The 13,966-nt window shown below is 66.4% G+C and carries 13 protein-coding genes; 9 read left to right on the top strand and 4 right to left on the bottom strand.

What is annotated here, in order from left to right:
• Positions 1–166: 166 nt before the first annotated feature.
• Positions 167–691: a YceD family protein gene (locus ASE69_RS14300; RefSeq protein ID WP_056487896.1), complete on the bottom strand. Its 525-nt coding sequence runs from the start codon at positions 689–691 to the stop codon at positions 167–169.
• The gene (locus ASE69_RS14305; protein ID WP_235518793.1) at positions 688–1,194 is read right to left on the bottom strand and encodes a ubiquinol-cytochrome C chaperone family protein; all 507 of its coding nucleotides are present in this window, start codon (positions 1,192–1,194) and stop codon (positions 688–690) included. The genes ASE69_RS14300 and ASE69_RS14305 overlap by 4 nt, the downstream gene beginning before the upstream one ends.
• Positions 1,195–1,328: 134 nt before the next feature.
• Between ASE69_RS14305 and ASE69_RS14310 the strand changes: the two genes are divergently transcribed.
• The 6 genes from ASE69_RS14310 to ASE69_RS14335 all read left to right on the top strand — a co-directional run bounded on the left by ASE69_RS14310 (position 1,329) and on the right by ASE69_RS14335 (position 8,054).
• Positions 1,329–1,835 (top strand): outer membrane protein assembly factor BamE, encoded by a 507-nt coding sequence (locus tag ASE69_RS14310; protein WP_056487899.1) that lies wholly within the window; start codon positions 1,329–1,331, stop codon positions 1,833–1,835.
• A 251-nt stretch (positions 1,836–2,086) separates the two neighbouring features.
• Positions 2,087–3,535, top strand: coding sequence for a glycosyl transferase family protein (locus ASE69_RS14315; protein WP_235518795.1), 1,449 nt, complete (start codon positions 2,087–2,089; stop codon positions 3,533–3,535).
• A gap of 191 nt (positions 3,536–3,726) precedes the next feature.
• Positions 3,727–4,527, top strand: a complete 801-nt coding sequence (locus ASE69_RS21520) for a hypothetical protein (protein WP_235518797.1) — start codon at positions 3,727–3,729, stop codon at positions 4,525–4,527.
• A gap of 48 nt (positions 4,528–4,575) precedes the next feature.
• Positions 4,576–5,490 carry a sulfite exporter TauE/SafE family protein gene (locus ASE69_RS14325; RefSeq protein ID WP_056487904.1) on the top strand — a complete coding sequence of 305 codons (915 nt, stop codon included), beginning with the start codon at positions 4,576–4,578 and terminating at the stop codon, positions 5,488–5,490.
• A gap of 10 nt (positions 5,491–5,500) precedes the next feature.
• Positions 5,501–6,259 carry a TIGR02186 family protein gene (locus ASE69_RS14330; RefSeq protein ID WP_056487907.1) on the top strand — a complete coding sequence of 253 codons (759 nt, stop codon included), beginning with the start codon at positions 5,501–5,503 and terminating at the stop codon, positions 6,257–6,259.
• Positions 6,260–6,383: 124 nt separating this feature from the next.
• Positions 6,384–8,054 (top strand): ATP-binding protein, encoded by a 1,671-nt coding sequence (locus ASE69_RS14335; protein ID WP_056488355.1) that lies wholly within the window; start codon positions 6,384–6,386, stop codon positions 8,052–8,054.
• A gap of 86 nt (positions 8,055–8,140) precedes the next feature.
• Here ASE69_RS14335 and ASE69_RS14340 read toward each other — a convergent pair whose 3' ends face one another.
• Positions 8,141–8,455, bottom strand: coding sequence for a YdeI/OmpD-associated family protein (locus ASE69_RS14340; protein WP_056488358.1), 315 nt, complete (start codon positions 8,453–8,455; stop codon positions 8,141–8,143).
• 155 nt (positions 8,456–8,610) lie between these two features.
• A complete protein-coding gene (locus tag ASE69_RS14345) occupies positions 8,611–10,110 on the bottom strand; it encodes a M23 family metallopeptidase (RefSeq protein WP_056487910.1) in 1,500 nt (499 codons plus the stop codon).
• A gap of 454 nt (positions 10,111–10,564) precedes the next feature.
• On the opposite strand from ASE69_RS14345, the gene ASE69_RS14350 reads away from it, so the two are divergent.
• From ASE69_RS14350 to fdxA, 3 genes are all read left to right on the top strand, one after another.
• Complete coding sequence (locus ASE69_RS14350) at positions 10,565–13,057, top strand: helicase-related protein (RefSeq protein ID WP_056487913.1); 2,493 nt, start codon at positions 10,565–10,567, stop codon at positions 13,055–13,057.
• Positions 13,050–13,358, top strand: a complete 309-nt coding sequence (locus ASE69_RS14355; RefSeq protein ID WP_056487918.1) for an RNA-binding S4 domain-containing protein — start codon at positions 13,050–13,052, stop codon at positions 13,356–13,358. Before ASE69_RS14350 ends, ASE69_RS14355 begins: the two co-directional genes overlap by 8 nt.
• A 252-nt stretch (positions 13,359–13,610) precedes the next feature.
• Complete coding sequence (fdxA, locus tag ASE69_RS14360) at positions 13,611–13,952, top strand: ferredoxin FdxA (protein ID WP_031393648.1); 342 nt, start codon at positions 13,611–13,613, stop codon at positions 13,950–13,952.
• The last annotated feature ends 14 nt before the right edge of the window (positions 13,953–13,966 follow it).

Genomic DNA, 13,966 nt, shown 5'->3' on the forward strand with positions numbered 1-13,966 from the left:
AAGTAAGCCGCCACCCCGGCGGAGGCCGGGGCCCAGTTGGGGGGCGTCGCTAACGAAGGACATCGCTTCGTTATTCCCACCTTTCCAACTGGGCCCCGGCCTTCGCCGGGTGGTGCAGGTGTTTGGGGTAAGCTCACTCTCAACAAGACTAAGACCCGGAAGACACTCAGCTCTTCTCAGCCATCCGCGCCTTCAAATCCGAGAACGCATTCGCCGGCCGGAACTCGTCCTCGCTAATCACACCCGCCGCTGCCAACGCCGCCGCCGCATTCGGCCCGCGCGGGAACGGATCGATCGACAGCGCCAGCGTATCCGCCGCCGCTTCGCCAAGATCGATCGTGCCACCCTCGATCGCGACCGTGTCGAGCGCATCGTCGGACAGTTCGACCTCGTCGCCCTCGGACACCAGCTGATCGACGAACAGCAGCGCGACCGGCTCGTCGATCTGCGTATCGAGCGGTTCGTCGGTCACCGAACACGCCTGCACCGCCGCGCCGGTCACGCGGCCCTTCACGACGATGCCGCTGTCGGTGCGCTTGATCCCCAATCGCGCGTCGAGTCGCGTGATCGAGAGCAGCGCGAACCGCTTCGCCAGCGCCGCGCGCTCGTCCTCGGTCGCGACGATCTCGACGATCCGCTCGCGCTCGCCGATCGTGTCGAGGCGTTCGGGGCGGCTGAACTCGGACTTCACGGCAATTCTCCAGATAACAGATTCGGTAGTGGCATCGCTGCCAGCCCGGCATGAAACGCCATCACCGACTCGCGGACATGCGCCAGCGCGGCATCGTCCGGCACCGCGCCGCGATACAGGTTGCGCACCAAAGCCGGCGCGATATCGCCCGCTGCCAGTCCCTCGCGGTACGCGCCGAGGCGGCCGCCGAGCATGCTCATCATCTTGCCGATATGCTTGCCGACGATGATGTCGCCGATCCCGATTTCCCGGAGCTGCCCGTCCATGTCGTCGACGAAGCGCTCGGCCAGACGTGCCGCTGGCTCGCCACCAGCGGGCTCCGTCTCGAGCCGCAGCATCACGATCGCCAGCAACGTCGCGATCATGTCGAAGCGGCCGTCGACCGTGTCCGGCACTGCGCCCTCGCGATACCAATGTTCCGCGCGCGCCCGGCCAACCACGGCGTTGTACAGCGGCAGCGCCTCGTCGGGCTTCTCGCCGAGCAGTCTTCCCAACCAGCTCAAAATCTATCGTCCTCGCCACGAAGCCGCGCTTCGGCTTGTTTGCCCGCGCATCCTCGCATATCGAGGCGATCGGCGGCCGATGCAATCGCGTGGGACCCGTCACGTGTTTTCGCGTGCCCCGGTTGGGAGTTTATATGAGCGTGTTTTCCGCCCGTACGGGTCTCGCCGCCGCACTTGCGGTCGCCGCATTGGCCAGTGGGGGCTGCACCCAGCTGCGCTCGCACCAGGGCTATGTGGTCGATACCGACCTCGTCAACTCGGTCCAGCCGGGCGTCGACAACCGCCAGTCGGTGCTCGCCACGCTGGGCAAGCCGACGCTCGCCGGTCAGTTCGACCAGGGCGACTGGTATTATCTCGCGCGCGACAGCCGCAACCTCGCGTTCCGCAACCCGCGCGCGAATGCGCAGATCACGTTGCAAATCAGCTTTGACCAAAAGGGCACCGTCACCGCGATCCGCCGCGGCGGGCTCGAGCAGGTCGCGTCGATCGCACCTTATGGCAAGAAGACGCCGACGCTGGGTCGCGAACGCGGCTTCTTCCAGGATCTGTTCGGCAATATCGGCACGGTCGGCGCGGCTGGGGCTGGCGGCGGTCAGGGCAATGGCAGCAACACCGGCGGCGGTGGCCGCAATCAGCCGTAAAGCTTAGGCATCCGCTGGACAGTCCGGAGGCCGGTTAGGCCGCACCGTATGCCTGAGCAGCGGTGCGGCCGGGCCGGGCATCATCGGCGCCGATCCCGAAAGGGGGGAAAGGGATCATCGTCGTAACGCACGTTCGACGCGATGGTTCGCCGCGTCAGGCTGTAATTCGCGAAAACGACAAACATCCGTTCTCGATAAGACTATATCCGTTACGACGGTGACTTGCGGTACCCTTGGTTCGGGGGTGTGGCTTGGGCGAGTCGCTGTGGATTATCGACGCGTCCGCGCGCGAGATGCTGCTGTTTGCGGGCGTCGGACTGCTACTCGGTGGTATCGATGATCTGCTGGTCGATCTTGTCTATATCGGTCACCGTATCAGGCATGGCGGCCGGGCTCGCCTGACTCTCGCCACTCTGCCGTCGCCGCGCATTGCAGGACGGATCGCTGTGTTCGTCGCGGCGTGGGACGAGGTCGCGGTGATCGGCGGGATGCTGACGACCGCGCTCGATCGCTACGATCACGATAATTACCGCATCTATGCTGGCGCCTATCCGAACGACCGGGGGACGATCGATGCGATTGCCGCGGTCGCCGAGCGCGACGCGCGTATCCGGCTCGTGATCGGGCCACGCGACGGACCGACGACCAAGGCCGACTGCCTCAACACCCTGTGGCGCGCGCTGTGCCGCGACGATCTGAGCGAGGGGGCAGGGACGGATCGACTGACCAAGGCGGTCGTGCTCCATGATGCCGAAGACGTCGTGCACGCGCAGGAGTTGCGCGTCTTCGACAGCCTGATCGAGCGATACGACGTCATCCAGCTTCCCGTCCTGCCGCTAGTCCACCGCGGTGCGCGGCTTGTGTCGGGGCATTATGCCGACGAGTTCGCCGAATCCCACGCCAAGCAGATCGTCGTGCGGACCGCATTGGGCGCCGCGATGCCGCTTGCCGGCACCGGCTGTGCGATTGCACCCGCCGTCCTCGCGATGATTGCGCAGGCACGGGGCGGTGATCCGTTCGACGCCACCAGTCTGACTGAGGATTACGAGCTGGGTTTGCGGCTCGCCGAGCTTGGCGCACGATGCATCTTCGCGCGTGTCGCGGCGGACGACGCCGGGACGGTGGTCGCGGTACGCGCGTATTTTCCGTGTACGCTCGGCGGCTCGGTGCGCCAGAAGACGCGGTGGATGATGGGTATTGCGCTGGCCGGCTGGGATCGTACCGGCTGGGGGCGGCCTCGCGCGGTCGCCGATCACTGGATGCGAATGCGCGATCGACGCGCGCCGCTGGCCGTCGTGATCCTCGCGGTGGGCTATCTTGCGGTGCCGATATGGGTGTTCTCGCTGCTGGCGCACGGCCAAGCCGGCGGGGCGTCACCCTACGCGAACGGCGCCTACCCGATCGCGTTCTGGCTGCTCGTCGCCAATGGCGCCTTGCTGGCGTGGCGGTTGATCGTGCGGATGATATTCACGGGACGCAGTTACGGCATGCGCGAGGCGATCTGGGCGCTGCCGCGATTCCTGGTCGGCAACCTCGTCTCGCTGATCGCCGCACCGCGCGCGGTGATCGTCTATATCGGCATGCTGCGCGGTGCCGCGCCGGTCTGGGACAAGACACAGCACGAGTTTCCCGACGCGCTGCCCATCGACATCATCACTGACAGCATCAACCATCCAGGCCTCGCCGCCGCGGCACGATGAGTGTCGGGCGCCCGCTGCGCTTTCTTGCATTGGCGTTGGGCGGATGGGTGATGGTCCGCGTGGCGTTGTTGTTGCCGGAGGTAGCCTCGCTTCCACCCTCGGAGATAATCCCGCGGGTTGTCGAAGTGCTCGTGCCGCAAGTCGCCGCAGCAATTCTCGAGCGACCCCGCGTGGCTCCGCGGGTGGTGACTATGCCACGCGTCGCTGTCGCATTGCCGATTTCCGCCAAGGGTCGACCATGGCAGGCACCGACGATTGCGCCGCCGCGCCCCGTAGCGCGCGTTCTTCCCGATTTGCCAGCCGTCGCAGAGCCTCGGACATACCTCGTTCCGTCGCCGGTAGCACCGCCCATGGTCGCCAACGGGCCAAATCGTCTCAGCGGAAGCGCATGGCTGCTCGTGCGTGGCGGTCCCGCCGGTACGGTGTCGGGCGGGCAGCTCAGCGCATCGCAGGGCGGTTTGCGATTAGCCTACGCGCTCGGCAGCCGTCGAAAGGTCGCGCTGGTGGCGCGCGTCGCCACGCCGCTCAAAGGTGCCGGACGGGAGGCCGCGCTCGGGATCGAATGGCAACCAACGCGGTTGCCGATCCGCCTCGTCGCCGAGCAGCGGTTCGCGCTCGATGGCGGACGTGGCGGACCGACGATCGGCGTGATTGCCGGCTATGGTCCGGCCGACGTCGCACCCGGTCTCCGTCTGGAAACGTACGGTCAAGCCGGCGCGATCGGGCGAGGCGGAATCGAAGGTTTCGTCGATGCCTCTGGACGACTTACGCACCCGATCGGGACGCTCGCCGGGGCAAAGGTCGATGTCGGTGTCGGTGTGTGGGGAAGCGCGCAACGCGACGCCGAACGCTTCGATATCGGACCCTCGATCGTCGCTGCGCTACCGGTCGCACGCAAGACGATCCGCCTTACGCTCGACTGGCGCGAACGCATCGCCGGTGGCGCACGTCCGGGCTCCGGACCGGCCCTATCGATCGGTAGCGACTTCTAAGCGGTCGAGCCTAGCCCCGCCCGCGCAATCCGGTGTAACGCAGCCGTCGTGGATCTGTATCTTCCCGTCGCGAACCTGTCGGTCAACGCGCTCGTCATCATCCTGCTCGGCGGGGGAGTCGGACTGTTGTCGGGGATGTTCGGCGTCGGCGGCGGCTTCCTGACGACACCGCTACTGATCGTCTATGGCATCCCACCGACCGTTGCCGCAGCCTCGTCCGCGAGCCAGGTGACCGGCGCGAGCGTCTCCGGCGTGTTCGCGCATTTCCGGCGCAAGGGCGTCGATACCAAGATGGGCGGCGTTCTTGTCGCGGGCGGTATCTTGGGTTCGTTCTTCGGTGCGTGGCTGTTCCGTCTACTCCAGCAGAGCGGCCAGATCGATACGGTGATCGCGATCGTCTACGTGGTCATGCTCGGGTCGATCGGCGGCCTGATGGCAAAGGAATCGATCGGCACGATCGGCCGCGCGCGCACCGGACGCCCTCCCAAGGCGCGCAAGCGTCGCCATCACCCGCTCGTCGCCGCGCTACCGCTCAGGACGCGCTTCTACGCGTCGGGGCTCTATATTTCTCCACTTGCGCCGCTGTTGCTGGGCTTCTTCACCGGCATCCTGACGATTCTGCTCGGCATCGGCGGTGGCTTTATTCTCGTCCCCGCGATGATCTACCTGCTGGGCATGGCGACGTCGGTGGTGGTCGGCACGTCGCTGTTCCAGACTCTGTTCGTGACGGCGGTCGCGACGATGGTGCACGCGACCACCACCAAGGCGGTCGACATCGTGCTCGCCGCACTGCTCCTGCTCGGCTCGGTCGTAGGGGCGCAGGTCGGCGCGCGGTTCGCGACCAAGTTCCGTCCCGAATATCTCCGCCTCGGGCTCGCCGTGATGGTGCTGCTGGTCGGCGCGCGTATCCTGCTCGGCCTGGTCTGGCGCCCCGAGGAAATCTTCTCGGTCGCGCTGTCGTGACGGGCAAGACATGAAGCCGTGGCCGCTTCTAACGCTGACGCCATTGCTGATGGCGCAGGCCAAGCCCGTGCTTGTCCCCGACGTGTCACAACGCAATATCGAGATCGCGTACAGCTTCACCGGCGCCGAGTTGCTGCTGTTCGGCGCGATTCTCTATCCCGGCGGGCGCCTGCCGACCGGTGAGCAACCCACCGACATCGTCGTCGTCGTAAAGGGCCCGACCCAGTCGATCCTGATGCGCGAGAAGGAGAAGGTCGCCGGCATCTGGGTCAACGCCGCGCGCCTGCGATACCGCTCCGCGCCCAGCTTCTACGCCATCGCCTCCTCCAAACCGATCGACCGTCTCGTCGACGACCGGACGCGCGCGATCTACGAACTCGGCCTCGACAGCCTGCAATTGTCGCCAGCGTCGAGCGTACCCGCGCCGATCCAGGACCGCTTCCAGAAAGGGCTCGTCGACCTCAAGCGCCGCGCCGGCCTGTATTACGAGGCGCCGCGTGCAGTCGAGATCACCGACGGCGTGCTCTATCGTGCGCGCGTGTCCATACCCGCCCGCGTGCCCGTCGGCCGGTTTACCGCGGAGACGTTCCTGATCCGCGACGGCCGCGTTCTGGCAGCCGCAGTACGCGACATCGACATTCGCAAATCGGGTTTCGAGCGATTCGTCGCGCGCGCCGCGGATCGCTCGTCGGTAACGTACGGGCTGGTCGCGGTTGCGCTGTCGGTGTTCCTCGGCTGGGCAGCGGGCTGGATCGCGCGCAGGGTTTAGCGCGTCTCAGCGACTAAACGCGTACCAACGCGCCGGTTTTCTCAGCAAGTTCAACACCGTCGTCATCGGATATTTACAATTATCGCGGCAGGGTCGGTCTGAAATGACTGGAGACTTTGCGGCGATGAGCGACATGCCGGGACCTGGCGCATTCTTGCGCGCGGCACCCCTGACGAGCGGATTCGCGAGCGCGAGCACCGCGGCCGCGCCCGTCGGCGTCGTCTTCGCGATCGCCGGATCGAGCAGCCGCATCCTGCTCGATCGCGCTGCGATCGCGGTGCTGCATGACGATGCCGATCCGGTCGTCGTAGCAGCCGGACAAGTCGGCAGCCAGATCAAGATGCGCGTCGGCGCGACGTGGCTGGTCGCCAATATCCGCTCGCTCAAGCTGGAGGATGCCGCCGGGACCTGTGTCGCGGCGGAGATCGACTATCTCGGCGAAGGCGACGAAGAGCAACTCAGCGGCAAACTCTACCGATTCCGTCGCGGCGTCACGCGCTATCCGATGCCCGGCTGCGAGGTGTTCCCGATCACCACGGCGGACCTGCAACAGGTCTATGCCGCCGACGACCGTGCGAACATCACGATCGGCACGGTCTATCCGACGACCGATATCCCCGCCGCGCTGTACGTCGACGCGATGCTCGGCAAGCATTTCGCGCTCGTCGGGTCGACCGGCACGGGCAAGTCGACCAGCGCCGCGCTGATCCTCCACCGCATCTGCGAACTCGCGCCGCAGGGGCATATCGTGATGATCGACCCGCATGGCGAATATGCCGCCGCGTTCAAATCGAACGGTGCGATCTACGACGTTTCGAACCTGCAGATGCCGTATTGGCTGATGAACTTCGAGGAGCATTGCGAGGTGTTCCTCACCAGCAGCGGCTCTGCGCGACAGTTCGATGCGGACATCCTCGCCAAATGCCTGCTCGCGGCGAAGGCGAAAAGCCGCCTCGGACAGGAGATCGCAAAGCTCACGGTGGACGCGCCGATCCCGTATATGCTCAGCGATCTGACGACGATCATCAGCGCCGAGATGGGCAAGATGGACCGCGCGGGCGACACCGCGCCCTATCTCCGGCTCAAGTCCAAGATCGACGAGATCAAGGCCGATCCGCGCTACGGCTTCATGTTCTCCGGCATGCTGGTGGCGGACACGATGGCAAGCTTCCTCGCGCGCATCTTTCGCCTGCCGGGCGACGGCAAGCCGATCTCGATCATCGACGTGTCGGGCGTGCCGTCAGATATTACGTCGGTGGTGGTCGCGGTGCTCGCGCGGATGACGTTCGACTTCGCGATCTGGTCGCGCAACGAACCGCAGCGCCCGATCCTGCTCGTTTGCGAGGAGGCGCATCGCTACATCCCGGCAGGGCGGGAGGCGAACAGCTCGGTCGGGCGCATTCTCGGCCGCATCGCCAAGGAAGGGCGCAAATATGGTGTGTCGCTGGGGCTCATCACGCAGCGTCCGTCGGATCTCGCGGAGGGTGTGTTGTCGCAATGCGGCACGATCATCGCGATGCGCCTTAACAACGACCGCGACCAGGCCTTCGTCCGCGCGGCGATGCCCGAGGGCGCGCGCGGCTTCCTCGATTCGATCCCCGCGCTACGCAATCGCGAGTGCATCATCTGCGGCGAAGGCGTGACGATCCCGATCCGCGTGAGCTTCGACGGATTGGAGGAGGAGAAACGCCCCGCCTCGGGTGATCCGCTATTCTCCGAACTATGGCGCGACGTCGGCGGTGAGGACCAGATCATCGGCCGCACGATCCAGCGCTGGCGAGCACAGGGGAAGTAGGTGCGATCGGTCAGTGCAGGGATCGACAAGCATAACCCGTCACTAGCTGTATTCCGGTAAAAGAGGGGATCTGATCGTGCACGTCATCACATGCCGGTCTTTGTTTTTCGGTCGATCAGGACGGCCTGCTGCCATCGGCTCGGGGCCTTGTCGGTACGGTGAATGCAGCCCGCCCAGCAACAGGGGCGCTTCTTGCCCTCGAACAACTCCTGACCCGTACGCTCTATGCGGCGCTGTCGCGTTTTCGGCTGTTTTGCGTCCTCTATCCAGCAGATGAACTCGTTCCGGCCGAGCGGGGTCAGCGTCTGCCACAGTGCAAAGAGGCTTGGATCGGAGCAGATCGCCGACTGGAGATCGTCGCTGGCGGTATGGACAGTGCCGTGAAGAAAAGAGTTCGCCACGAGTCCTCCAAGCACTATCGGCTAATGTAATGGGCCATTCGCACGAAGAATAGCCGTTCCTCACGTTGTTGACGAGCGCACGGCTCGTAATGAGCAACCAACATAAAACTCCGTCGATGCCGCCGTCGCGCACCGCGTCGACGTTCATCGGATGGTTAGGCGCCGACCCGTATTGCCAGCAGCTGAGCAACCCTTGCCTTGAACGCGCGCAGTTTCTCCCCCGACAACTGCGCCACGCTCGCAAACGAGACCGATCGCGGGTTGATGGCCGCGCCGTTCTTCCACACTTCCCAGTGCAGATGGGGGCCGGTCGACATGCCGGTCGATCCGACATAGCCGATCACCTGGCCCTGCCGGACGCGGGTGCCCGACGATACCGCGATCCGGCTCATATGGCCGTAGCCGCTCGCCATCCCGCCGCCGTGCACCAGTTTGACGAAATTGCCATAGCCGCCGGTCCGCCCCGCGAATGCTACGACGCCGTCGGTCATCGCGTGGATCGGCGATCCGTACGGTGCGCCGATGTCGAGGCCCTTGTGCATGCGCGTGAAGCCCAGCAGAGGGTGGAACCGCATGCCGTAGTTCGACGTGATCCGGCCGGTGACCGGCATGCCAGAAACGGCGCGGCGTTCGGTCTGGCCGTTCGCATCGAACCAACCGCCGCGACTCGACTCCCCGTTTAGACTGGCGTCGACATCGACGTTCATCGCGTCCGGCGCGAACCGCACGAGCTGCACCTTGCGTCGGCCCTGATCGATCCCGGCGAACAGTAGCTCGCCCATCCGGGTCTCGCCGGTTGCGGCACGCTCGCGCTCGACGATCACGTCGAAGCTATCCGCGGAGGTCACGTCGCGGCCGATCGAAAGTCGCGTCGAGATCGCCTTGATGAACGACTCCACGGCCTTTCCGGGAACACCGGCGGCGCGCGCGGATCGGTACAGGCTGGAGCCGACCAGGCCCTGGATCCGCAGCGGGGTCGAGTCGACCGCGATCGGCTTGCGGTTCACGGTCAGCCCGCGCGCACCACGCGTGAGCGACAGCGCCAGATCGAACCGCGCGCGGAAATCGAGCTGCTCCAGCGGCCGCGCGACGGTGCGATCCGGCCGCCGCCCGAGCGTCAGCGCGATCCGCGTGCCCGCCGGAATGGCCTTCGGATCGACCGACTGCGCGACCAGCGCCGCCGCGGCCTCGGCATCGTTTCGGCCGACGCCGGCGCGCATCAGCGCCCGGTCGAACGCATCGCCCTGGCCGAGCGTCGCCGACAGTTCGAGCGTCGGACGCTCGGGCGCATTGGCGAGTGGGGCAACGAGATCGTTCACCGCCATCCGCCGCCCGGTGGTCGCGCCCTGAGCGAGTGGCGCGATTCCCTGCGCGCGCGTTTCCTCCCACTCGGCACCAGCGAGCGGCGCCGGTACCGTACCGATCAGCGGCTTGAACCCCGGCGCCAGCATCACCGTGGCAGCGCACAGCGCGGTACAGGTCGCGAGCCCGCGCCACCAGTCGCGACTGCCGATTCGTGCGCCGAGATCGGGCACCCAGTCGATCCGCGAGGGGGCAGTCTTCGGCGCGATATCCGGTTGCCGATCGAGCGCACGACCAAACACGCGTGCCCCGCCGCCCGCCAGTTCCAGCGCCTGATCCTTCTGCAAATACACGCGTGCCCGCCCCGAAATCGTCCAAATTTTTCGTGCGCCGTTTCATCCTCGGCGCGAGCGTGGGGTTGTGGCGAGGACATGCTAAAGTCAAATTAACCGGGGTGATTGTGGGCCTTGGCGGCGGCGGGGCGTGCTCGGGTCGGGGCGGACGAGATTTGGGGTACGATACCCTGACTTTTGACTGTCCGGTTTGAAGACCGTCCAAACCTTTCTACCACCCCGGCGAAGGCCGGGGCCCAGTTGGGGAACAGGATTAACATAGGGCCGCGCCTCGTCACCTTGGCCTGCCCAACTGGGGCCCGGCCTTCGCCGGGGTGGTGTTGGATATAAGTGAACGCGTCCTCTCCGCTCGCTGGTTCAGCAATCGAGCGCACCCGGCAATTCACCCCGCCAACACCGCGCAATTCCACCCAGGTCATTGCGCCGGCCCACTTTACCCCCGATGTTGCCCGCCATGAGCGACGAAGTCTCCGCTGGCGTGACCGCGGTTCTTGGCCCGACCAACACGGGCAAGACGCACCTCGCGATCGAGCGGATGTGCGCGCATTCGAGCGGCATGATCGGTTTCCCGCTGCGTCTGCTCGCGCGCGAGGTCTACGACCGCGTCGTGGCCATCAAGGGTGCCAACCGCGTGGCGTTGGTCACCGGCGAAGAGAAGATAGTCCCGCCGGACGCGCGCTGGTTCCTCTGCACCGCCGAATCGATGCCCGACCGCGACGTCGCTTTCGTGGGAATCGACGAAGCGCAACTCGGTGCCGATCCTGAGCGCGGCCACGTCTTCACCGACCGGCTGCTGCGTACGCGGGGACGCGAGGAGACGATGATCCTCGGCTCCGAGGCGTTGCGGCCGATGATCAAGAAGCTCGTCCCCGGCGCGGAGATCGTCAACCGGCCGCGCTTCTCGACGCTGACTTATGCGGGCGCGAAGAAGATCAGCCGGTTGCCCAAGCGCTCGGCGATCGTCGCGTTCTCGGCGGAGGAAGTGTACGCGGTCGCCGAAATGCTGCGGCGTCTGCGCGGTGGTGCGGCGGTGGTGATGGGGGCACTCAGCCCCCGCACCCGCAACGCGCAGGTCGCGATGTTCCAGGCGGGCGAGGTTGATTACTTGGTCGCGACCGACGCGATCGGCATGGGGCTCAACATGGACGTCGCGCATGTCGCGTTCGCCAGCCTCAACAAGTTCGACGGCAAGCGCCAGCGTCGCCTGACGGTGGCGGAGATGGCGCAGATCGCCGGGCGTGCGGGGCGGCACCAGCGCGATGGCACGTTCGGGGCGTTGTCCGACGACGGTCCCGGCGCGTTCCTGCCCGAGGAAGTGCTGGCGATCGAGGAGCACCGGTTTCCGCGGCTTGAAAACCTCTATTGGCGGCAGGGCGATCCTGATTTTTCCAGCATTGACGCACTGGTGGCGAGCCTCGAAGCGCGCCCGCCCGCTGGCGTTTTGCGCGCCGCGCCGCAAGCCCTCGACCTCGGCGTCTTGAAGCGGCTGGCCGAGGAGGGCTGGGTGCGCGAACGGGCGCGGCATCCGGCAATGGTCGCGCGGTTGTGGGCGGCGTGTGGCTTGCCTGATTTCCGCAAAGTCGGGCTCGACCCGCATGCGCGGTTCGTGTCACGGGTGTTCGGACATCTGAGCGAGGGGCGGGGGCATATCCCACACCAGTGGTTCGCGGACGAGATCGCGCGCCTCGATACGGTGGCGGGCGACGTGCCGGTGATCGCCGGGCGGATCGCGGCGACGCGGATTTGGGCCTATATCGCGCAACGCGCCGACTGGCTGGCGGAGCCGACGCTGTGGGCCGCGCGTACCGCCGCACTCGAAGAACGTCTGTCGGATGCGTTGCATGCCAGCCTGACGCAGCGGTTCGTCGACAAGCGCACGACCGCGCTGATGCGCCAGATCGGCGCGGATGCGGGCGCGTTGCCGGTGGTGATCGGGCCCGAGGGCGAGGTGATGGTCGAGGATCATCCGATCGGCCGCCTCGACGGGTTTCGCTTTACCGTGGCGGCGGACGCGCGGGCGAGCGACAAGCGGCTGTTGCTCGCGGCGGCTGAAAAGCGTCTTACCGGCGAGCGGTCGCGGCGCGGGCAGTCGCTGGTCGATGCGCCCGACGCCGACATCGCGCTCGACGACGCGGCGCAGATCATCTGGGCGGGTCACCCGGTCGCCAAGCTTGGCGCGGGGCCGTCGTTCGCGCGGCCGAAGCTGATCCTCGATCGGTCGCTCGATTGTCTCGACAAGCCCGCGCGCGATCGGATCGAGGCACGGCTGTCGCTGTGGCTTGCTGGTATGCTGAAGCGGCGGATCGCCGTGCTGGTTCACCTCGCCGAATTGAGCCGTGATCCGAACGCCACGCCGGCGTTGCGCGCAGTGGCCAGCGCGATTGAGGGGGCCGGCGGGATCCTGCCGCGGTTGCCGATGCGACTAGCACTCGACGCGATCGATTCCGACGAGCGCAAGCGGTTGCGCAAGGTCGGCATTACGGTCGGTGCACTCGACCTCTTCGATGCGCGGTTGCTGAAGCCCGAGTCGGCGCGCTGGCGGCGGATTCTCGCGGCGGCTCGCGGGACGACGATCGCCGCCCCGCGAGATGGGGCGACCGTGCTGGCGCGCGGCAGCGAGGGTGCGGTTCTGGAGGCAGGGTTCCGCCCCCTCGGGCTCCAGGCGGTCCGGATCGACCTGATCGAGCGGATCGCGCGGGCCGCGCACGATTCGCGGCAGGGTCGCACGCCGTTCGCGCCCGATCCTGCTCTGGCGACTTCGATCGGCGTCGATGCCGCGTCGCTGGAGCGGTTGATGACTGAACTCGGGTTCAAGGCGCTGGCGGGGGACACGCCGCGCTGGGTCTGGCGCGGTCGTCCACCGGCTCGTGCCGTGACGCCAGCCCCGATAGATCCGTCGCGGCAGAACGCCTTTGCCGGGCTGGCCGCACTGGTCCGCCATGGTTGAAGGCGCGATGCGGATCGATCGGTTCCTCTGGTTCGTGCGGCTTGCGAAGACGCGCAGCGCCGCGCAGGCGATCGCCGAGAAGGGGCATCTCCGCATCGACGGCCGCCCGATCGATCGCGCACATTGCCCGGTGCGGATCGGCAACGTCCTCACTTTCGCCGCCAACGACGAGGTCCGGGTGATCCGTGTCGAAGCGCTCCCCTCGCGCCGCGGCCCCGCCCCCGAAGCTCAGGCGTGCTATCAGGACCTGATCGCTGGGAGGACGCCCGTCGGCACGATCCGCGATCCTGCTTCGGAATAAATTCGATCCTCCCCCGCAAGGGGGAGGTGGCGCCGAAGGTGACGGAGGGGGAGGATACGCAACCGAGGTTTTTCCTTTCCTCCCCCTCCGTCTGGCAAGTGCCAGCCACCTCCCCCTGGCGGGGGAGGATACGAGAGCGACAAAGCCTGATAACGTCTCGCAGAAGGCTTGCTATGATTGACGCGAGGGGCAGGCGCGCATAGTCGCTGGCGCGTTCGTCGCCGGAAAGGAATCCGGCCCAGGAGTTCTGCAATGACCTACGTCGTCACCGATGCCTGCATCCGCTGCAAGTACATGGACTGCGTGGAAGTGTGCCCGGTCGACTGCTTCTACGAAGGCGAGAACATGCTGGTGATCAATCCCAGCGAGTGCATCGATTGCGGCGTGTGCGAGCCCGAATGCCCCGCCGAAGCGATCCTGCCCGACACGGAAAGCGGGCTGGAGCAGTGGCTCGAGCTGAACACGACCTTCTCGGCGCAATGGCCCAACGTCACGCGCAACGACAACCAGACGCCGCCGGACGCCGACGCGATGAAGGGCGTCGAGGGCAAGTTCGACAAGTATTTCTCGCCCGAACCCGGCGCAGGCGACTGATAAGAGGCGGCGAA

The sequence above is a fragment of the Sphingomonas sp. Leaf208 genome (assembly GCF_001421415.1).
Lineage (GTDB): Bacteria > Pseudomonadota > Alphaproteobacteria > Sphingomonadales > Sphingomonadaceae > Sphingomonas.